This window comes from Rhodococcus sp. IEGM 1351 (assembly GCF_030056875.1).
Classification (GTDB): domain Bacteria; phylum Actinomycetota; class Actinomycetes; order Mycobacteriales; family Mycobacteriaceae; genus Rhodococcus_F; species Rhodococcus_F opacus.
The window spans coordinates 508,554-528,369 of record NZ_JASHKU010000002.1 but is presented as its reverse complement, the minus strand read 5'-3'; the positions used below and the strand labels follow the sequence as shown (position 1 = coordinate 528,369).

Below are 19,816 nucleotides of genomic sequence, written 5' to 3'. Positions count from 1 at the left end.
CCTTGCCGCACTCACAGGGGGTAGAGCGAATGTACGAAACACACGGCACCGTGGTCGGAACGGTCATCACCGGCCCGGTCACCCGGTCGAATGCGGCCGGTGACGAGTTCCTCAGTTTCCGGATGGCGAGCACGGTCCGGCGCCGGGACCACGCGACGGGCGAGTGGCGCGACGGGAGCACGCTCTACCTCACGGTGACCTGCAGGCGGCGACTGATGGCCGGTGTCGTCCAGTCGATCGCGAAGGGGGATCCGGTCATCGTGACCGGCGAGTTGCGCACCACGGAGTACACGACGCGGGACGGCATCGCCCGCTCCGACCTGGAGCTGAGTGCGACCGCGATCGGACCGGATCTCGCCCGGTGCACGGTCGTCCTCGAGCGCGCGCCCAGAACCGGGGACGGGGGTGCGGCGACCCCGGCGACGGGACAGGTCGCCACTCGGTCCCTCGTCGCGTAGCGCACCAGCGGGTATCGGCGCCCATCCCGCACCCGCGGCGCCGGTACCCGCGGCTTCTTCCTACGGAGCCCTCGTTCACGTCCCCGACCCTCCGCGATGTGGGTTCATCGCACTTCACCATTAGGCTGGCCCCATGGCTGAGTTCATTTACACGATGAAGAAGGTGCGCAAGGCGCACGGTGACAAGGTCATCCTCGATGACGTCACGATGAGCTTCTACCCCGGCGCCAAGATCGGTGTGGTCGGCCCGAACGGCGCGGGTAAGTCCAGCATCCTCAAGATCATGGCGGGGCTGGATCAGCCGGGCAACGGTGAAGCGTTCATCGCTCCGGGTGCCACCGTCGGGATCCTCATGCAGGAACCGCACCTGGACGAGACCAAGACCGTTCGCGAGAACGTCGAAGAGGGCATGGGTGAAACCATGGTCCAGCTCAAGCGGTACAACGAGATCGCCGAGCTGATGGCGACCGACTACTCCGACGAGCTGATGGAGGAGATGGGCGAGCTGCAGGAGAAGCTCGACCATGCCGACGCATGGGAGATCGATTCCCAGCTCGAGCAGGCGATGGACGCTCTGCGCTGTCCGCCGCCGGAGGAGATGGTCACTCACCTCTCCGGTGGTGAGAAGCGCCGCGTCGCCCTCTGCAAGCTCCTGCTCAGCAAACCCGACCTGCTGCTGCTCGACGAGCCGACCAACCACCTCGACGCGGAAAGCGTCCTGTGGCTGGAGCAGCACCTGGCCGCCTACCCGGGTGCGATCCTGGCCGTCACCCACGACCGGTACTTCCTCGACCACGTCGCCCAGTGGATCTGTGAGGTCGACCGCGGCCGCCTGTACCCCTACGAGGGCAACTACTCGACCTACCTGGAGCAGAAGGCCGCGAGGCTCGAGGTCCAGGGCAAGAAGGACCAGAAGCTGCAGAAGCGCCTCAAGGAGGAGCTGGCCTGGGTCCGCTCGGGAGCGAAGGCCCGTCAGGCCAAGAACAAGGCCCGCCTCGACCGCTACGAGGAGATGGCCAACGAAGCCGAGAAGACCCGCAAGCTGGACTTCGACGAGATCCAGATCCCGGCGCCGCCGCGCCTCGGCGACGTCGTGGTCGAGGTCTCGAGCCTCGACAAGGGCTTCGACGGCCGGGTTCTGATCAAGGACCTGTCGTTCACCCTGCCGCGTAACGGCATCGTCGGCGTGATCGGCCCCAACGGTGTCGGTAAGACGACGCTGTTCAAGACCATCGTCGGGCTCGAGGAGCCGGACGCCGGTGAGGTGAAGATCGGTCAGACCGTCAAGCTCAGCTACGTCGACCAGAACCGCACGGGCATCGACCCCGACAAGACGGTGTGGGAGGTCGTGTCCGACGGTCTCGACCACATCGTGGTCGGCCAGACCGAGATGCCGTCGCGCGCGTACATCAGCTCGTTCGGGTTCAAGGGCCACGATCAGCAGAAGCCGGCGGGCGTTCTCTCCGGTGGTGAGCGCAACCGCCTGAACCTCGCGATGACGCTCAAGCAGGGCGGAAACCTGATCCTGCTCGACGAACCGACCAACGACCTCGACGTCGAGACCCTCGGTTCGCTGGAGAACGCCCTCGAGCAGTTCCCCGGCTGCGCCGTCGTGATCTCGCACGACCGCTGGTTCCTCGACCGCACCTGCACGCACATCCTCGCGTGGGAGGGTGGCTTCGGCGACAACGAGGCCGCCTGGTACTGGTACGAGGGCAACTTCGAGGGCTACGAGGCCAACAAGGTCGAGCGGCTCGGACCGGACGCGGCACGTCCGCACCGGGTGACGCACCGCAAGCTCACGAGGGACTGACCTGGTGGAGCCGAAGGTTTTCACGTACCAGATCCAGGTCCGGTGGGGCGACTCCGACCGGTTGGGGCACGTCAACAACACCCGCTTCGTCGAGTACATGCAGGAAGCACGTGTGCATTTCCTGTCGTCGGAGCTGGAGTCGGCGGGCGCCCGGGCGGGTGCCACGGTGGTGCGCAAGATGGACGTGGAATTCCTGCGTCCCGTCACCGACGCCTCCGGGCCGTTGACGATCGACGTGTCGGTACTCCATGTCGGTAATTCGTCGTACACGATCCGGCACGTCGTCACGAACCGCGACGGGGTCCGCTGCGCGACGGGCGACGCCCTGATGGTGGCGTTCGACGTGAAGGCCGAACGCTCGCGTCCGCTGTCCGCGGCGGAACGGGACGCGCTCGAGCGGTACCTTGCGCCGGTGACCACCGGCTGACGGATCCGGCACGCGGGTGCCCGAAGTTCACCCTCTGTTCCCATCGCCGCGGGCTAGTCTCGAGAGAGTTGCCCGCGGCGATCGGAACGAAGAGGAAGTGAGCCCCGATGACGGAATCGGCAGCACTGAAAGATGCGGAGTGGGCGCGGGATCTGCCCGAAGGTCTCCGGTCTCAGGTGCCGACCCTCGCGGCGGTGTATTTCCGTCACGTCGATCGCGGTGACAGCGAGAGCGCCGTCAACGGCGCCTCCGGGGCCGTGCTCGGCGCGCATCTGACACTCGCCCTGCATCGTCCGCCGGAACGCGCGGTCACCCGGGTCTACCGGCCGGGCGACGGGCGCGAACTCGGTGCGTCCCTGCAAATCGTGACGGACGACATGCCGCTGCTCGTCGAATCGATCACCGCGCTGCTGAACCGCCTCGGCATCGGGATCAGCGAATTCGTGCACCCCATCATCTCGGTCCGGCGCGATCCGATCGGCGCGCTGCGCGGAATCCTCATGGGAGACAAGGCCAAGGACGCCGACGAGGACGCCGTCTCCGAGTCGTGGATTCACGTCCAACTCGATCCACGTGCCGACGCCGCTGTTCTCGACACACTCGAGAAGGAAGTCGGCACCGTCCTCGCCGACGTGCGCCAGGTGGTCCGGGACACCGACATCATGCGCAAGCTCGAGCGGACGCTCGCCGACGAACTCGAAACGTCCACACCCTGTCCCGGCGTGACGAAGGACGACCTGGAGGACTGCGCCGATCTGCTGCGGTGGATGTCGCAGGGCAATTACGCGGCGCTCGGCTACCGCCGCTTCGAACTGGGGGAGCCGGACAGCTCCGGCGCCCGCAGCCTGCAGGTGGTGCCGGGCAGCGGTCTCGGACTGCTGCGCTCCGACACGGTCACCGAAGGTCCGCTGAGTCTGCCGCCGGCCGCCGAGATCCCCGACCGGCCCCTGCTCGTGCTCACGCAGGGCTCGTTCCCCGCGACCGTCCACCGCTCGGTCTACCCGTTCTTCGTCGGCGTGAGCATCCTCGACGAGAACGGCAACATCACCGGTGAGCACCGGTTCCTCGGCGTCTTCACGGTCACGGCGCTGCACGAGAACGTCCTCGACATTCCCGTGATCGCCCGCCGGGTGCGCAAGGTGATCGATCGGGCCGGGTTCCAGTTGAATTCGTACTCGGGGCAGGCGATGCTGGAGGTCATCCAGTCGTTCCCGCGCACGGAGCTGTTCTCGAGCGACGCCGACACCCTCTTCGACACGGTGACCGCCGTGCACAGCATCGGGCTCCGGCGTCAGGTGCGTCTGTTCGTGCGCGAGGATTTCCTCGGGCGATTCGTCTCCTGCCTGATCTATCTGCCCCGCGACCGGTACACCACCCGGGTCCGGCTCGCGATGCAGGACATCCTGCTGCGGGAATTCGGTGGCGGCACTTTGGAATACACCGCGCGTGTCACCGAGTCGGACCTGGCGTTGCTGCACGTGACGATCCGCAAGAGCGCCGAACAGATGGGGTCGCGGCTCGACCTCTCGGACGCCGACCGTGAGCGGGTCCAGGGCATGCTGGCCGAGGCGAGCCGCAGCTGGGACGACCATCTCGGTGACCTCCTCCCGGTGACCACCGGTGTGGATCCCGTTCTGGCGCAGCGTTATGCCGCCGTCCTGCCCGAGGGGTACAAGGAGGATTTCGACGCCACGCGCGCGTTGTCGGATCTCGCGAGGCTGGAGGCGCTCGAAGACGGTTCCATCGATCTGCTGCTCTACCGCGATCCCGGGGCGGAGGTCGGGCACTGGCGATTCACCCTGTACGTGGGCGGCGACGGCATTTCGCTGAGCCAGGTACTTCCGGTGCTGCAGAGCCTGGGTGTGGAGGTGCTCGACGAACGGCCCTACCTGATTCCGCGGCCGGACGGGTTGTCGTGCTGGATCTACGATTTCGGGCTGTCGGTGCCGGCGGAGCTGCTCCGCTCCTCGGTCGAGGACGACCTGGACGCCGAACTCGCCGCCGAGGAGGCGTCCGCCGCCGCCCCGAAGCTTCAGGAACGGTTCACCGATGCCTTCACCGCGGTCTGGTTCGGACGGGCCGAGGCCGACCGGTTCAACGAGCTGATCCTGCGGGCGGGAGTGTCGTGGCGGCAGGCCGTGATCCTGCGGGCCTACGCAAAGTACCTGCGCCAGGCGGGGTTTCCCTACAGTCAGTTCCACATCGAGGGGGTTGCGCTGGCGAATCCCCGCTCCGCGTACACGCTCGTCGAGTTGTTCGAGGCGATGTTCGACCCGGAGGCGCCCTCACCCGACCTGGTCGCCGAACTCGACACCCGTCTGCGGGAGTACATCGACGCCGTGGTCAGCCTCGACGCGGACCGCATCCTGCGCGGTTTGTTCGGGCTGATCAAGTCGACGCTGCGCACCAACTACTTCGTCGTCGGCCGCACCGGGGAGCCGCCGTCGTACCTGTCGATCAAGCTCGATCCGACCTCGATCCAGGAACTGCCGAAGCCCCGCCCCAAGTACGAGATCTTCGTGTACTCGCCCGACGTCGAGGGTGTCCACCTGCGGTTCGGATCCGTCGCCCGCGGCGGGCTGCGCTGGTCGGACCGGCGTGAGGATTTCCGCACCGAGATCCTGGGGTTGGCGAAGGCTCAGGCCGTCAAGAATGCGGTGATCGTCCCGGTCGGCGCGAAGGGCGGTTTCGTCGTCAAGAATCCGCCGACACCCTCGGGCGACGCGGCGGCCGACCGCGCGGCCGCCCTGGAGGCGGGTCAGGACTGCTACCGCACATTCATCTGCGGGCTCCTGGACCTCACCGACAACGTCGATCAGGCGTCGGGGGAGATCGTGCCCCCGGCCCGGGTGGTGCGGCGCGACGGCGACGACCGGTATCTCGTCGTGGCCGCGGACAAGGGGACCGCGAAATTCTCCGACCTCGCCAATTCTGTTGCGGAGCAGTACAAGTTCTGGCTCGGTGACGCGTTCGCGTCCGGTGGGTCGGCCGGGTACGACCACAAGGGGATGGGCATCACCGCGCGCGGCGCCTGGGAGAGCGTGAAACGGCACTTCCGGGAGATGGGCGTCGACACCCAGACCCAGGACTTCTCTGCGGTCGGTGTCGGTGACATGAGCGGCGACGTGTTCGGAAACGGCATGCTCCTGAGTCGGCACATCCGGCTGGTGGCGGCGTTCGACCACCGGCACATCTTCCTCGACCCCGAGCCCGACGCCGCCAGGTCCTTCGCGGAGCGGTCCCGCATGTTCGCGCTGCCTCGGTCGTCGTGGGCCGATTACGACACCGGCATCATCAGCGAGGGCGGGGGAGTGTGGGACCGGACCCGCAAATCGGTCCCGATCAGTGCCGCCGCGCGCACTGCGCTCGGACTCGACGACGCCGTCACCGAACTCTCCCCGCCGGAACTGGTCCGGGCGATCCTGCGTGCCCCCGTGGACCTGCTGTGGAACGGTGGCATCGGCACGTACGTCAAGGCGTCCACCGAGACCAATGCGATGGTGGGCGACAAGAGCAACGACTCCGTGCGCGTCGACGGCAACGAGGTGCGGGCGAAGGTGGTGGGTGAGGGCGGCAACCTCGGGGTGACGGCGCTCGGCCGGATCGAGTACAGCCAGAACGGTGGCCGGATCAACACCGACGCGATCGACAACTCCGCGGGCGTCGACTGCTCCGATCACGAAGTGAACATCAAGATTCTGCTGGACTCGTTGGTGAGCAGCGGCGGGTTGCCACGGGAGGAACGTAATCCTCTGCTGGCGTCGATGACCGACGAGGTGGCCCAACTCGTGCTCGCGAACAACATCGCGCAGAACAATCTCCTCGGTGTCTCCCGGACCAGCGCGGTTCCGATGCTGAGTGTGCACCGCCGCCAGATCGAGCACCTGGCGTCGCGTCGCGGACTCGACCGGAAACTCGAGGCCCTGCCCACCGACGAGGAGATCGCACGACGGAGGCAGGCGGGGCAGGGACTGACCTCTCCGGAACTCGCGACGCTCACCGCGCACGTGAAACTCGCGCTCAAGGACGATCTCCTCGCGACCGACCTGCCCGACAGCGAGACGTTCGCCCCGCGGCTGCCGCGGTACTTCCCGACAGTGTTGCGCAAGCGGTTCCGCACCGCGATCAAGGCGCATCCTCTGCGCAGGCAGATCGTGGCGACGATGCTCGCGAACGAGACCATCGACAACGGCGGTATCACCTTCGCGTACCGATTGGCGGACGAGGCGGGTGCGAGCAGCACCGACGCCATCCGCGCCTACGCGGCGGTCACCGAGATCTTCGCCCTGCCCGAGCTGTGGTCGAGGATCCGGTCGGCGAACATCGCGGCGGACATCGAGGACGACCTGATTCTCGAGTCCGGCCGGGTTCTCGACCGCGCGTCCCGCTGGTTCCTGACCAACCGGCCTCAGCCCCTCGCCGTGGGCGCCGAGATCGCCCGGTACTCGGCCGACTTCCGCGCACTCTCGCCGCGAGTCCCGCAGCTCGTGCGGGGGCATCAGCTTGCCGACGTGGAGACACGGGCGAGGCCGCTCGTCGTCCGCGGAGCGCCGGAGGACCTCGCGTTCGAGGTGTTCCGGCTTCTGGACAAGTTCTGCCTGCTCGACATCAGCGACATCGCGGACATCGCCGAACGCGACATCGACGAGGTCGCCGAGCTGTACTACGAACTCGACGCGCACCTCGGCATCGACTGGCTGCTCAGCGCCGTGTCCACACTCGCGCGGGGTGACCGCTGGCATTCGCTGGCCCGCCTCGCACTGCGGGACGACCTCTACAGTTCGCTGCGTCAGCTCACGATGGAAGTGCTCCTGGGTGGTGAACCTCACGAGACGCCGCAGGAGAAGATCGACGACTGGGAGTCGACGAACGCGTCCCGGCTGGCCAGGGCGAGGTCCGCTCTCACCGAAATTTTCGAGTCTGGGACCCTTGACCTCGCGACGCTCTCGGTGGCGGCGCGTCAGGTACGCAGCATGGTGCGAGGTATGGGCACCCGATCGGAGGTATGACGTTGAGCGAGGGCTTTCACGCGGAGGTCGAAGTTCGATGGTCGGACATGGACGTCTTCCAGCACATCAACCACGCACGGATGGTGACGTTGCTGGAGGAGGCGCGGATTCCCTGGCTGTTCGAGGACGATCGGCCCACTGTCACGTTGCGTGACGGCGCGGTCATCGCGGACCTCCATGTGCGCTACCGCGGGCAACTCCGGCACAGCGATTCACCGCTCGACGTCCTGATGTGGGTGGAGAAGGTGCGCGCGGTCGATTTCACGATCAACTACGAGGTCCGCCCGAAGGGCGTCGATGTCTCGGTCGCGCCGTCCATCATCGCCTCCACGCAGATCGCGGCGTTCGACATCGACACCCAGCGACTGCGCAGAATCACCGACGTCGAGCGTGCGTACCTGGAGAGCTGGCAGCGTGCATGAGCGCGTCCTGTCGATCCCGGACGCCACGGAACGCGGTGATCTCGCCACGTTCCTCACGCGGGTGGTCCGGTTGGACGAGTCGGCGGTGGTGCGTCTGCGTCAGCGCGGACCCGGCCGCCTGACGATCTGGGCGGCAACCGGTTTCGACGCGCTGGCGGTGCGCACGGTCGCGGGGACCATCACCCCCGACGACACGTCGGCTGCCGGTGACCAACTGCTCGCCGCCCTCGAAGCGGCGACCGCCGCCGACATCGATCCCGGGTTTTCGATGGATTCGGCGTGGCGGGGCGCTCTGCCTCCGACGGAGGGCTTCGTGCACGTCGACGACGTCCCGGCGCGTGTCCTCGTGGACCTCGCGCAGCGCGGTGCGGCCCTGGCGCAGGAGCACGGCAGCGGCCACGGCCCGCCCGCATCACTCCTCGACCAGGAGGTGCTGGAGGTGAAGGGCGCGGAGCACACGGTCGGCATCCCGATGCGGGTGGTGTTCGCACTCACCGCGATGGGATTCGTTCCGCACGCGGGCTCGGATCGGCTGACCGCCGACATCGACCTCGAGCGCATCGATGCGGCCGAACTGGTCCGGGTGCGTGCCACCGCGTCGTGGCTGCGGGTGGACGCCCGGTTCGGGTCGATCTACCGGCACCGCGGTGGGGGGATTCCGTTGTCGGTCGTGCGGTAGCGCGCCGTCAGCCGGACCGCAGGGTGCTGGTCGCCAGAACGGCGAGTGACGCGACGACGGCCGCCATGCCCAGCCCCGCGACCAGGGTCAGCTGCTCGCCGAGCACCGCGGTCCCGAGCAGTGCCGCGACCACCGGTTCGGTGAGCGTCAGCGTCGCGACCGTCGCGGGTGGCAGCCGCCGCAGACCGGCGGCGAACAGCAGATACGCCAGCACGGTCGGGACGATCGCCAGATACACCGCGGCCGCAGCGCCCGGTCCGGTGTCGAGGCCGCCGGGCCAGGTCGCGACGAGCACGGGGATCAGGAAAAGTCCACCGAGACCGAACATCTGTCCCATCGCCGCCTCGGGACTCGCACCCGCGGCGAGCAGCGACGATCCGGAAACCGTGTAGGCGGCGTACCCGAGGCCGGCGAGCAAGCTTGTCCCGCACTCCGTGGAGGTCGCCGACACCGTCACCGTTCGCGTCGGCGAACGAGCGGGGATAGATCTGGTAGAAGACGGCGTCGGACCACCAGGGTGCCGGCTGTGTGTCGTCGGCGGACGTTTCGGCGGGAGTGCTCACAAACGCCCATCGTGCCAAACGATCGCCCGCACCACGACTCGACCGGCGTAATCGGCGCGGGGCGGTTTCAGAAGGCGGAGTTCACCATCGACGCCGCGGCCATGTCCATGTACTCGGAGAGGGCCTTGCGGTGGGCGTCGTCGAGGGTTCCGGTGTCGATCGACGCGATGGCCGTGTGCATGCACCGCAGCCAGGCGTCACGCTCGATCGGGCCGATCTTGAACGGCTGGTGTCGCATCCGCAGTCGTGGGTGGCCGCGCTCGTCCGAATAGGTGTGCGGTCCGCCCCAGTACTGCTCGAGGAACATCCGCATCCGGCGCTCGGCCGGACCCAGATCTTCCTCGGGGTAGAGGGGCCGCACGATGTCGTCCTTGGCGACTTCCTCGTAGAAGCGCGCGGTGAGTTTGCGGAACGTCTCCGCTCCGCCCACCGCCTCGTAGAAGGTCTGCTGCACGTCAGTCATGGCGCCCTCCATTGTGCACGTGCGGGCGCGAACGGTCTTCGTCACCGTCTGTTCACCGAACGTCCTGCATTTTTGTCGGAAATGGACGTGCACGAGCAGGCAATTCATGGTGCACTTGGTGGCAATCTCCCGGAGGTCGCATGAAGAATCGACACAGCGCCCGCGCGCACCGACAACTCGTGCCCACTGATGCCCGGAGTGCCGGGGTTTCAGGGGCGTTTGCTTTACAAGTGATCACCGAAGGCTCCGCGCGCAGCGCAGAGCCTTCTTTCCCGGGCGAGAATGCGGTTCCGCTCTGGATCAAGCGCCGGGTGCTTCTCCTGAATGTCACCTACGAGCCGCTCACCGCCCTTCCTGCCCGCCGCGCCGTGGTGTTGATGACCTGCGGTAAAGCCGATACCGTCCACGAGGATCCCCAGGCCCCGGTCGTCCACTCCGAGCAGTGGTCCGTGCAGGTGCCGTCCGTGATCCGCCTCCGGAACTACGTCCGCGTCCCGTATCGCGCCCGCGTTCCGATGACCCGCGCAGCCCTCATGCACCGGGACCGGTTCCGGTGCGCCTACTGCGGTGCCAAGGCCGAGACCGTCGATCACGTGGTTCCCCGCAGTCGAGGCGGCGAGCATTCGTGGGAGAACTGCGTGGCCTGCTGCGCACCCTGCAACCACCGCAAGGCGGACAAATTGCTGAGCGAACTCGGCTGGACGCTCAGGGCCTCCCTCGTGCCTCCGTCGGGGCCGCACTGGCGACTGCTGGCGTCCACCAAGGACTTGCACCCGTCGTGGATGCCCTACCTCGGTGAAGGCGCCGCCTGAGCGTTCCGCGCGTCCGCTTCGCGAAGTTCGGCCCTGACGCTTCCCCTCGCACGGTTCTGGGCTACCGTTTGCGTTGTGAGCATTCTCGAGACAGTGCTGATATTCGTAGGAATTCCGGCGTTGATCACCGCCTTCTTCGCGGGGATGTCGTTCGTCGGCAAGAAGACGCCGGGCCCCGTGCCGCCCGCGTTCCACCTCGGTGAGGAATGGACGCACGCGCCGGTGCTGTGGAGCGCCGTCGACGAGGTGACCACGCACGGTCATCACGGCGGACACCACGGCGCGCACGCCGGTTCGGCAGACCTGATTGGAGGCTCGGCAAGTGGCAAGTGGTGACCTGATTCCCGCGTCGGCGGTATCCGCGGACAATCTGCCTGTCGGCAGCGTCGTGACCTCCAGCGGTCGCATCTCAGGCGTGCACCGCGTCGGTGAGCCGTTCACCGACGACCTGCCGTTCACGACGGACGAACTCGTCCGCCTCGACGATGCCCTCACCGAAGGCACCCGCAAGACGAAGGTGCGCTTCAACGCGTACATCGGCGACCTCGGCGCCGACACCGCGGCCGGCGCCGACGCGCTGTTCCCGACGACGCCCGAGGCGGAACGGTCCGTGCTCATCGCGGTCTCGCCCAACCAGCGGACGGTCGAGATCCGCAGCGGCCGGGCCGTGGCCAACCGGGTCACCGACCGGGTCGCCCAGCTCGGCGCCACCGCCGCCGTGTCGTCGTTCGGCGACGGGGACCTCATCGACGGTCTCGTGAGTGCCATCCGCGTGATGAGTGCGGCGATCGCCTCGCCGTAAAACCTACACAGATCAGCATCCGCGCGGCCCGATCCGGCTCAGTCCTCCTGAACCGGATCGGGCCGTCGGTGTCTCACCGGGTGCCGACGACGCGATCGGCGCCTTCGAGGGTCCGCCGAACGGCGTCGATGCCGAGTTCCATCATCTGCGCGGTCCGCTCCGCGAGAGTTGCGGGCAGGATGTCCGCGATCCAGACGAACACGGTCGCGCCGTGGCCGTCGTCGCTCACCTGGGCGGAAGCATTGTGATGCAGGTAGGGGCCGTCGACGATCGACCAGGCCAGTCGGCGCGCGTCCTCGTCGCACGAGACGAGACGCTCCCGGACGACGGAACCGTCGAAGAACGTGATGACCCGATCTCCCCGGTCGATCACCGAGGCGGTGACGAAACCTGCGGCGAGCCGCGTGTGCAACGCACCCCAGTCGCGCAGAGCGTCCCACGCGGCAGCGGGTGTGACATCGATGTGGGTGGACTCGTAGATGTATGACATGACTGCAGCCTGCCGCGGGAACTGCCGTGAGGATTGAAGATTCTTGCAGGCCACCGTATGTGCGGGAAGGTGTCGGGCCCCACGGGTAGCGTCCCCGTTGTGGCGGTGAGCGAGGTCGCACGTCTGCCGGGCGCGAGTGTCTGGGCGGTGGACTGCTGTGGCGTGCACACGGCCTGGTCGGACGTGGAGGTGCGGGACGATCACCGGCTCGTGCTCGTCCGTGGCGGCCGATTCGTTCGCCGGATCGGCAGACGTGAGTCGGTGGCCGATCCGACCGTGGCGTATCTCGGAATACCCGGCGAAGTGGAACAGTTCGCGCACCCCGCCGGTGGAGACCGGTGCACGTCGATCAGTGTCCGGCCCGAGCTCTGGCGTGCGATCGCCGGTGACCACTGGACACTCGGCCGTTCGGATGTGTACGTCGATGCCCGCGTCGACCTTCTTCATCGGCGCCTGCTCCGTGCCGGCCGGACGGGCGACGTCCACTTCGCCCTCGCCGAGGAGGCCGTCCGGCTCGTCGCGGTCGTCGCGGTCGCCGCGTCACGGGCGCGGTCGCGTTCACACCGGCGCGGCGGCATTCCGGACCACGTAGTGGCCGCGGCGGCCCGCGCGGCGGTCCTCGACGACGAGCCCGGCTCGGACGGTTTGATACCGCTCGCCGGACGGTTCGGGGTGTCACCGTTCGCGCTCAGTCGTGCGTTCAGTGCAGTCATGGGCGTCTCGCTCACCAGGTACCGCAACAGGGTTCGGGTCGGGCGGGCGCTCGAGCGGATCGAGAACGGCGACCGTGACCTCGCCGGACTCGCCGCGGACCTGGGATTCTCGGATCAGGCGCACATGACCAGGACCATCGGGGCCCACCTCGGCGAGACACCCACCGCGCTGCGAACACTGTTGTCGGCCTGAACGACCCTCGACTTCTGTCGGTGGTCGATGCGAACATATGTTCGTGTCCGATTCGCCGCGCCCGCGCATCTCGAGTGGCGCCGAGGCGACCATCCTGCACGCCGACCTCGATGCGTTCTACGCCTCGGTGGAGCAGCGGGACGACCCCGGCCTGCGGGGTCGTCCGGTGATCGTCGGCGGCGGCGTCGTGCTGGCCGCGAGCTACGAGGCGAAGGCGTACGGGGTGCGCACGGCCAGCAGCGGTGCGCAGGCGCTGCGCCTGTGCCCGCACGCCGTCGTGGTGCGCCCACGAATGTCGGCGTACGCGGCCGCGAGCAAGGCGGTGTTCGAAGTCTTCGGCCGGACGACGCCCCTGGTCGAGGGACTGTCGATCGACGAGGCCTTCCTCGACGTCGCCGGTCTCCGCAAGATCGCTGGCGCGCCGGTCGACATCGCGGCGCGTCTGCGCCGGGACGTACGCGAGCAGGTGGGTCTGCCGATCACGGTCGGGATCGCGAGAACGAAGTTTCTCGCGAAGGTCGCCAGCGCGGTGGGCAAACCCGACGGACTGTTGCACGTGCCGCCGGACCGCGAGATCGAGTTCCTCCATCCGCTGCCGGTCGAAAGGCTGTGGGGTGTCGGCGCGGTGACGTCGGTCAGGCTCCGAGACGCCGGGATCGCCACCGTTGGGCAGCTCGCCCACCATCCCGAAGAGCTGCTCGTGTCCATCGTCGGACCCGCGGCGGGCCACCACCTCCACGCGCTCGCCTGGGCACGCGACCCGCGTCCCGTGCAGGTGGGGCGCAGGCGGAGATCCGTCGGCGCGCAGCACGCTCTGGGGCGCAGACCGAAGTCGAGGGAGGATGTGGACGCCGCTCTGGTGACGTTGGTGGACCGGGTGGCCGGCCGATTGCGCCGCGGCGAGCGGGTCGGGCGCACGGTGGTGCTCCGGCTGCGGTTCGACGACTTCACCCGGGTGACGCGTTCGCACACACTCGCGCAGCCGTCGGCTCAGACGCAGACGATCCTCACGACGGCCCGCGGCCTGCTGAACAACGCGATGCCGATGATCGAACGCAAGGGCATCACCCTCGTGGGAATCGCGGTGGCCAACCTCGAGGACGACTGCCCGCAACAGCTGGCGCTGCCGTTCGACCCGTACACGAGTAGTTCACTCGACAGCACGCTCGACAGTCTCCGCGACCGCTTCGGCTCCTCGGCCGTCACCCGCGCCGTGCTGCTGGGCCGGGATCAGGGTGTGACGGTGCCGATCCTGCCGGATTAGGCCGGCAGGATCGGCCACCGATCAGCTCGCGTCGAACTTTCGGGCCGCCAGCGACCGGACGATCCCGGCGCGGCCCTCGACCACCAGGCGGCGCAGGGCGGGCGGGTGGTCGCCGGCCAGGAATTCGTCGGCTGCCGCCACGGATTCCTCGCTGATCGACCACGACGGGTACAGACCCACGACGACGGTCTGCGCGACCTCGCTCGAACGCCGCTCCCACACCCCGGGAATGTCCGCGAAGTAGCGGGCCACGTACGGTGCGAGGATCTCGGACTGGCCGTGACCGGCGAATCCGCCGATGATCGAGCGGGCGGTGATGTTCGGCACGGAATCGTCGCCGACCACCCGGTTCCAGGCCTGTTCCTTCACCGCGGCCTGCGGGCGGACGGTGGCCGCGGCGGCGGCGTTGCGGGCACCTGCCGCGGTGGGGTCGCGTTCGGCTTCGGCGTCGATGAACGGCGTCTCGACGCCCTCGGCGTCGATCTCACCGGCCCCGGCGAGTGCGGTGACGAGACGCCAGCGCAGGTCCGTGTCGACGACGAGCCCCGGAAGCCCGACCGTCTCGGGTGCGGCGTCGAGCAGTTCCTGCAGCACCTCGGTGTGCCACGCCGACAGCTGCGCCCCCGCCAGCGCGTTGACGAACGCCAGCTGGTGGTCCGAACCCGGCTCGGCTTCCCGCGCCAGTTCGAGGAGCCGGTTCGCGAAGTCCGGCCAGCCGTGTTCCTTGGCCCACTCGGGTTCGGCGTAGCTGTGCAGCGCGGTCTGGGCCTGCATCAGCAGTCGCTGGACGACGCCGACCTCGGTTTCGGCGCCGACGCCGCGCTGCACGAGGGCGACGAAGTCCCGCGCCTTGAGTTCGGCCTGACGCGTCATCTCCCAGGCCGCCGACCACACCAGCGTGCGGGGGAGGGGCTCGTCGATGTCGCCGATGCGGTCGATGGCGGTGGCGAGCGAGTCGGGATCGAGCCGCAGCGAGCAGTACGTGAGGTCGTCGTCGTTGACGAGGATCAGCTGACCGCGTTCGACACCGACGAGTTCGGCGACGTCGGTGCGTTCGGTGGCGTCGAGGTCGAGTTCCACCCGCTTCGTGCGCACGAGCTTGCCGTCCCGGTCGTCGTACACGCCGACGGCGATACGGTGCACCCGTCGCTCACCGGCACCCGGTGCGGCGCCGGACTGCAGGACGGCGAACCGCGTGAACTTGCCGTCCGCGTCGACGTCGAATTCGGGGCGCAGGATGTTGAGCCCGGTGGTCTTGAGCCACTGGGCTCCCCAGTCGGACAGGTCGCGGCCCGACGACTTCTCGAGTGCGCCGAGGAGGTCGTCGAACGTGGCGTTGTCGAAGGCGTGGTCGCGGAAGTAGTCCCGCAGGCCGGACAGGAAGGGGTCGAGCCCGACATACGCGACGAGCTGCTTGAGGACCGAGGCGCCCTTCGCGTACGTGATGCCGTCGAAATTCACCTCGACCGCGGCGAGGTCGGGGATGTCGGCGGCGATTGGGTGGGTGGAGGGCAGCTGATCCTGCCGGTACGCCCAGGACTTCTCGACGTTGGCGAACGTGGTCCACGCGTTGGTGTATTCGGTGGCCTCGCTCTGGCAGAGCACGGAGGCGAACGTCGCGAAGGACTCGTTGAGCCACAGGTCGTCCCACCAGCGCATGGTGACGAGGTCGCCGAACCACATGTGCGCCATCTCGTGCAGGACGGTCTCGGCGCGCCGCTCGTACGACGCCCGCGTCACCTTGGACCGGAAGACGTAGTCCTCGAGGAACGTCACGGCGCCGGCGTTCTCCATCGCGCCCGCGTTGAATTCGGGGACGAACAGCTGGTCGTACTTCCCGAACGCGTAGGGGGTGCCGAAATTGCGGTGGTAGAACTCGAAGCCCTGCTTGGTTTCCGTGAACAGGCGCTCGGAGTCCATGTGCTCCCCGAGGGAGGCGCGGCAGTAGATCGCGAGGGGGATGTCGCCGTGCTCGTCGGAGTAGTTGTCGGTCCACTCCGCGTACGGGCCGGCGATGAGCGCGACGAGGTAGGTGCTCATCTTCGGTGTGGTGCGGAAGATGTGGCGGCCGGCGTCCGGCGCCACCGTCTCGACGGTCGCGGAGTTGGAGATCACCTTCCAGTCGGCGGGGGACGTGACGTGCACGTCGAACGTCGCCTTCAGGTCGGGCTGGTCGAAGCAGGCGAACATGCGCTTGGCGTCTGCGGTCTCGAACTGCGAGTACAGGTACACCGCGTCGTCGGTCGGGTCCACGAAGCGGTGTAGCCCTTCACCGGTGTGCGAGTACGCGCAGTCGGCCTCGACCACCAGTTCGTTGCGTTCCGCGAGATCGGTGAGTGTGATGCCGGTGGACTCGTCGTAGTTCGACACGTCGACGGGGGAGCCGTTCAGCGTGGCCGAATGCACACGGGCCGCGACGATGTCGACGAACGTGGACGCGCCGGGGGTAGCCCCGAACGTGACGGTGGTACGAGAGGAGAACGTCTCGACTCCGGGCTGACCTGTCCCGTCGGTGAGGTCGAGTTCGATCAGATAGTTGTCGACGGTCAGCAGTCCGGCTCGTTCGGCTGCCTGTTCGCGGGTCAGGTTCGGTGGGGCCACAGAGGTCTCCTCGTGATCGGCGGCGGTGCTCGTACTCGATGCTGCCATCCCATCACGAGTGGGCCGGGGGTGTTAACCAGTGGGCCGGGGGTGTTAACCGGACAGGTCGGCCAACGGCACCCCGGGGTCGGCCAGGCGGTCGGGATCGACCGGGGCGGACGACGACACCAGTTTCTTGATCTGATCGGTGACATCCCAGATGTTGACGTTCATGCCGGCGAGGACGTGGTTGTCCGCGTCGAGCCAGAAGGCCACGAACTCGCGTGCGGCGAAATCGCCGCGCACGACCACCCGGTCGTACGAATCGTGCGGGGCGTACCCCACATACTCCATGCCCAGATCGAACTGGTCGGTGAAGAAGTACGGCAGGTTCCCGTATTCCGCCTCGTGCCCGAGCATGGTGGCGGCGGCCACGGCCGGCTGGTTGCGCGCGTTCGCCCAGTGCTCGACCCGGATGCGGGTGCCGAGCTGCGGATGCTGTTGCGTGGCGATGTCGCCCACCGCGACGACGTCGGGGTCGCTGGTCTGCAACCCGGCGTCGACGAGAACGCCGCCGTCGACGTCGAGTCCGGCCCGCTCCGCGATCTCGATGTTGGGTGCCGCGCCGACGGCGACGAGGACCGCGTCGGCGGGCAGGACGGTGCCGTCGCCCAGCCGAACCCCGGTGGCCTTGCCGTCTTCGACGACGATCTCCTCGACCGTGGCGCCGAGGTGCAGTTGAACGCCGTGCTCGCGGTGGAGTTCGGCGAAGACCGAGCCGATCTCGGGGCCGAGGGAGCCGAGCAGGGGAACTTCGGCGGCTTCCACCACCGTCACGTCGGCGCCCTTCTCCCGCGCGGAGGCGCCCACCTCGAGGCCGATCCAGCCGGCGCCGATCACCACGAGTCGTCGGCCACCGGCGACCGCCTCGATGAGCTTGTCCGATTCGTCGATGGTGCGGAGGTAGTGGACGCCCTCGGCGTCGGACCCGGAGATCGGTGGGCGGCGCGAGCGCGAACCGGTCGCGAGGGCGAGCTTGTCGTATCCCAGCGTGGAACCGTCCGGCAGCGTCACGGTGTGGGCGGCGAGATCGAGGGCGGTGGCGGTGGTGCCGAGCCGCAGGTCCACGTGATGGTCGCGGTACCAGTCGCCGTTGTGGACGGTGAAGTCGCCGAGTGCCTTCTTGCCTGCGAAGTGTTCCTTCGACAGCGGAGGTCGCTCGTAGGGAAGATGTTCCTCCTCCGACAGGAGGATGATCGATCCGTCGAAATCCTTGTCACGCAATGCTTCTGCCGTCTTCGCTCCGGCGAGGCCGCCGCCGACGACGACGAACGTGCGAGTGGAGGACATGTGAGGATGCTCCCTTCCGGTCGACCACTTTCGACCCTACTGCCGCGAGCGGGGTCTCCGGGAAGGATTCCCGGAGGGGAGGTGTTGACTGGACGGGAATGTGTACATCACCGAGAAGGAGCATCACGTGAGTGCTGGGACTAACGCCGGGACCGCCAAGGACGTCGCTGATTTCTGGTTCGACCCACTGTGCCCGTGGTGCTGGATCACCTCGCGATGGATCCTCGAGGCCACGCAGGTGCGCGACCTGGAGGCGAACTTCCACGTGATGAGCCTGGCCGTCCTCAACGAGGGCCGGGATCTGCCGGAGGAATACAGCGAGCTCATGACCAAGGCGTGGGGCCCGGTGCGGGTGCTGATCGCGGCCGCGCAGAAGCACGGCGACGAGATCCTGCTGCCGCTGTACACGGCGATGGGCACGCTCATCCACAACGACGGCAACAAGGACTTCGGCGACGTGATCGTCAAGTCGCTCGCCGAGGTCGGGCTGCCGGCCGAACTGGCCGAGGCCGCCGAATCGGAGGAGTTCGACGCCGCACTGCGCGAGAGTCACGCCGCAGGCATGGACGCCGTCGGACCGGACGTGGGAACCCCGACCATCCACGTCAACGGTGTCGCGTTCTTCGGCCCGGTCCTGTCGCGGATTCCCCGCGGCGAGGACGCGGGCAAGGTGTGGGACGGTGCGGTCGCGCTGGCCGGCTACCCGCACTTCTTCGAACTCAAGCGCACCCGGACCGAGGACCCCCAGTTCGACTGAGCCCCGTCCCGGGCACGGTCACCGAGTGACGGGCCCGGCCGGGTCGGCCGCGTACTGCAGTTGCTGCGGATCGCGGTAGATCTGGCCGGGTTTCACGAACAGGTGACCGTGCCGGGTCCTGTTCCGCAGGGCGGCGGCGCGCCAGGTCAGCACCGGATGTCCCGACAGCAGATTCACGAACCACGGAAAGAACCCGCGTTCGGTGGTGGCCCGGTCGGCGAGTTCGTCGAAGCCGACGATGCTGACGAGGTATTTGCCCGCGCCGAGAACGCCCATCGCGCCGCGGGCGCCCTGGGGCCGCACACAGTAGCCGTGATTGTCTGCGGTGTATTCCATCGATCGGAACAGCGCCGACCCGACGACGGGAATGTAGTTGGCGGCGAACTGTCCCAGTTGCCGCCAGTAAGAGGCGTGACCGGCCGCGATGTGACCGACCTCGTGGCCGATGATGAAGGCGAGGGCGTCGGGCTCGCGGGCCTCGCCGCCGATCTCGAACAGATCGCTGTACACCACGACGAAGCGGCGGAAACCGTGTCCGGATGCGAACGCGTTGATCCGGCCGTTCCCGAGCACGACGTACGCGTCGGGCGGTTCGGTCATCCCGAACCGCGCAGCCGCCTCGGCCACCATCCGATACCCGTCGGGGAACTGGGTGGGCGTCATCTTGATCCCGTTCACCTGCTGCGAGCCGTAGAGCTGGCCGCGGCCGACGGCGATGAGGATCGGTGCGATCAGCACGATGAGCACCCAGGTGGACACCACGCCGAGGAAGAGTGCCGCGATCGCCGCGACGTAGGCGACCACGGTGAGAACGATCGCCGCCACGAGCAGCGGGATCTCCCACGAGTGCCGGGCGGGCCTGTCGTGCGGCATGAGGCCCGGCAACGGGACCGGAGGATTCCATCCCGTCCCGCCACTCCACTGGTGCTGCGCGGGGGCCTGCCGATGTCCCGGATACGCCTGTCCCCAGTTCTGTCCGTTGTCGGGATACATGCTGATCACGATAAGCGTCCCGGGCCCC

The 19,816-nt window shown here is 68.0% G+C and carries 18 protein-coding genes and 1 pseudogene; 12 read left to right on the top strand and 7 right to left on the bottom strand.

Features of this window, described 5'->3' with window-relative positions; translation table 11 throughout:
• Positions 1–29 precede the first annotated feature (29 nt).
• The 6 genes from QM806_RS05645 (at position 30) to QM806_RS05620 (ending at position 8,808) form a co-directional block, all read left to right on the top strand.
• A complete protein-coding gene (locus QM806_RS05645) occupies positions 30–458 on the top strand; it encodes a single-stranded DNA-binding protein (protein WP_005570290.1) in 429 nt (142 codons plus the stop codon).
• Between the two features lie 133 nt (positions 459–591).
• Positions 592–2,271 carry an energy-dependent translational throttle protein EttA gene (gene ettA / locus QM806_RS05640; protein WP_005264313.1) on the top strand — a complete coding sequence of 560 codons (1,680 nt, stop codon included), beginning with the start codon at positions 592–594 and terminating at the stop codon, positions 2,269–2,271.
• Position 2,272: 1 nt separating this feature from the next.
• Entirely contained in the window at positions 2,273–2,698 is a 426-nt protein-coding gene (locus QM806_RS05635) for an acyl-CoA thioesterase (RefSeq protein ID WP_283290729.1), read from the top strand.
• A 107-nt stretch (positions 2,699–2,805) separates the two neighbouring features.
• The gene (locus QM806_RS05630; RefSeq protein ID WP_283290679.1) at positions 2,806–7,707 is read left to right on the top strand and encodes an NAD-glutamate dehydrogenase; all 4,902 of its coding nucleotides are present in this window, start codon (positions 2,806–2,808) and stop codon (positions 7,705–7,707) included.
• Positions 7,704–8,129: an acyl-CoA thioesterase gene (locus tag QM806_RS05625; protein ID WP_005264316.1), complete on the top strand. Its 426-nt coding sequence runs from the start codon at positions 7,704–7,706 to the stop codon at positions 8,127–8,129. The genes QM806_RS05630 and QM806_RS05625 overlap by 4 nt, the downstream gene beginning before the upstream one ends.
• On the top strand, positions 8,122–8,808 hold the full coding sequence (locus QM806_RS05620) for a DUF8010 domain-containing protein (protein WP_283290677.1): 687 nt from the start codon (positions 8,122–8,124) through the stop codon (positions 8,806–8,808). Before QM806_RS05625 ends, QM806_RS05620 begins: the two co-directional genes overlap by 8 nt.
• A gap of 7 nt (positions 8,809–8,815) precedes the next feature.
• On the opposite strand, the gene QM806_RS05615 is transcribed toward QM806_RS05620, so the two are convergent.
• The 3 genes and pseudogenes from QM806_RS05615 to QM806_RS05610 all read right to left on the bottom strand — a co-directional run bounded on the left by QM806_RS05615 (position 8,816) and on the right by QM806_RS05610 (position 9,834).
• Entirely contained in the window at positions 8,816–9,259 is a 444-nt protein-coding gene (locus QM806_RS05615) for an EamA family transporter (protein WP_283290727.1), read from the bottom strand.
• Positions 9,225–9,371 (bottom strand): annotated as a pseudogene (locus tag QM806_RS41615) (alpha-amylase family glycosyl hydrolase); the annotation flags it as partial. The pseudogene QM806_RS41615 and the gene QM806_RS05615, both read right to left, overlap by 35 nt.
• 67 nt (positions 9,372–9,438) lie before the next feature.
• Positions 9,439–9,834, bottom strand: a complete 396-nt coding sequence (locus tag QM806_RS05610; RefSeq protein WP_005264320.1) for a globin — start codon at positions 9,832–9,834, stop codon at positions 9,439–9,441.
• Between the two features lie 140 nt (positions 9,835–9,974).
• On the opposite strand from QM806_RS05610, the gene QM806_RS05605 reads away from it, so the two are divergent.
• The 3 genes from QM806_RS05605 (at position 9,975) to QM806_RS05595 (ending at position 11,448) form a co-directional block, all read left to right on the top strand.
• A complete protein-coding gene (locus tag QM806_RS05605) occupies positions 9,975–10,646 on the top strand; it encodes an HNH endonuclease (protein WP_164709521.1) in 672 nt (223 codons plus the stop codon).
• A 75-nt stretch (positions 10,647–10,721) separates the two neighbouring features.
• The gene (gene ctaJ / locus QM806_RS05600; RefSeq protein ID WP_005248217.1) at positions 10,722–10,982 is read left to right on the top strand and encodes an aa3-type cytochrome oxidase subunit CtaJ; all 261 of its coding nucleotides are present in this window, start codon (positions 10,722–10,724) and stop codon (positions 10,980–10,982) included.
• Entirely contained in the window at positions 10,969–11,448 is a 480-nt protein-coding gene (locus QM806_RS05595) for a DUF5130 family protein (RefSeq protein ID WP_005264322.1), read from the top strand. The genes ctaJ and QM806_RS05595 overlap by 14 nt, the downstream gene beginning before the upstream one ends.
• Positions 11,449–11,521: 73 nt before the next feature.
• Here QM806_RS05595 and QM806_RS05590 read toward each other — a convergent pair whose 3' ends face one another.
• Entirely contained in the window at positions 11,522–11,938 is a 417-nt protein-coding gene (locus QM806_RS05590) for an SRPBCC family protein (protein WP_005264323.1), read from the bottom strand.
• A 105-nt stretch (positions 11,939–12,043) separates the two neighbouring features.
• Here QM806_RS05590 and QM806_RS05585 point away from each other — a divergent pair, with 105 nt between their 5' ends.
• Positions 12,044–12,844: a helix-turn-helix domain-containing protein gene (locus tag QM806_RS05585; protein WP_283290674.1), complete on the top strand. Its 801-nt coding sequence runs from the start codon at positions 12,044–12,046 to the stop codon at positions 12,842–12,844.
• A 37-nt stretch (positions 12,845–12,881) separates the two neighbouring features.
• On the top strand, positions 12,882–14,108 hold the full coding sequence (gene dinB, locus QM806_RS05580) for a DNA polymerase IV (protein ID WP_133984504.1): 1,227 nt from the start codon (positions 12,882–12,884) through the stop codon (positions 14,106–14,108).
• Positions 14,109–14,129: 21 nt separating this feature from the next.
• On the opposite strand, the gene pepN is transcribed toward dinB, so the two are convergent.
• Both pepN and QM806_RS05570 read right to left on the bottom strand, forming a co-directional pair.
• Positions 14,130–16,709, bottom strand: a complete 2,580-nt coding sequence (gene pepN, locus QM806_RS05575) for an aminopeptidase N (RefSeq protein WP_064080459.1) — start codon at positions 16,707–16,709, stop codon at positions 14,130–14,132.
• Between the two features lie 93 nt (positions 16,710–16,802).
• Positions 16,803–18,038, bottom strand: a complete 1,236-nt coding sequence (locus QM806_RS05570; RefSeq protein WP_005570668.1) for an NAD(P)/FAD-dependent oxidoreductase — start codon at positions 18,036–18,038, stop codon at positions 16,803–16,805.
• 127 nt (positions 18,039–18,165) lie between these two features.
• On the opposite strand from QM806_RS05570, the gene QM806_RS05565 reads away from it, so the two are divergent.
• The gene (locus tag QM806_RS05565) at positions 18,166–18,795 is read left to right on the top strand and encodes a DsbA family protein (protein WP_037207372.1); all 630 of its coding nucleotides are present in this window, start codon (positions 18,166–18,168) and stop codon (positions 18,793–18,795) included.
• An 18-nt stretch (positions 18,796–18,813) separates the two neighbouring features.
• On the opposite strand, the gene QM806_RS05560 is transcribed toward QM806_RS05565, so the two are convergent.
• A complete protein-coding gene (locus QM806_RS05560; RefSeq protein WP_043792007.1) occupies positions 18,814–19,788 on the bottom strand; it encodes a M48 family metallopeptidase in 975 nt (324 codons plus the stop codon).
• Between the last annotated feature and the right edge of the window lie 28 nt (positions 19,789–19,816).

Excerpts from the sequence above, each read along its gene's own strand:
- dinB (WP_133984504.1), top strand. The coding sequence starts at position 12,882 with ATGTTCGTGTCCGATTCGCCGCGCCCGCGCATCTCGAGTGGCGCCGAG.
- QM806_RS05610 (WP_005264320.1), bottom strand. The coding sequence starts at position 9,834 with ATGACTGACGTGCAGCAGACCTTCTACGAGGCGGTGGGCGGAGCGGAG.
- QM806_RS05590 (WP_005264323.1), bottom strand. The coding sequence starts at position 11,938 with ATGTCATACATCTACGAGTCCACCCACATCGATGTCACACCCGCTGCC.
- QM806_RS05645 (WP_005570290.1), top strand. The coding sequence starts at position 30 with ATGTACGAAACACACGGCACCGTGGTCGGAACGGTCATCACCGGCCCG.
- QM806_RS05630 (WP_283290679.1), top strand. The coding sequence starts at position 2,806 with ATGACGGAATCGGCAGCACTGAAAGATGCGGAGTGGGCGCGGGATCTG.
- ettA (WP_005264313.1), top strand. The coding sequence starts at position 592 with ATGGCTGAGTTCATTTACACGATGAAGAAGGTGCGCAAGGCGCACGGT.
- QM806_RS05570 (WP_005570668.1), bottom strand. The coding sequence starts at position 18,038 with ATGTCCTCCACTCGCACGTTCGTCGTCGTCGGCGGCGGCCTCGCCGGA.
- QM806_RS05560 (WP_043792007.1), bottom strand. The coding sequence starts at position 19,788 with ATGTATCCCGACAACGGACAGAACTGGGGACAGGCGTATCCGGGACAT.
- QM806_RS05625 (WP_005264316.1), top strand. The coding sequence starts at position 7,704 with ATGACGTTGAGCGAGGGCTTTCACGCGGAGGTCGAAGTTCGATGGTCG.
- QM806_RS05605 (WP_164709521.1), top strand. The coding sequence starts at position 9,975 with ATGAAGAATCGACACAGCGCCCGCGCGCACCGACAACTCGTGCCCACT.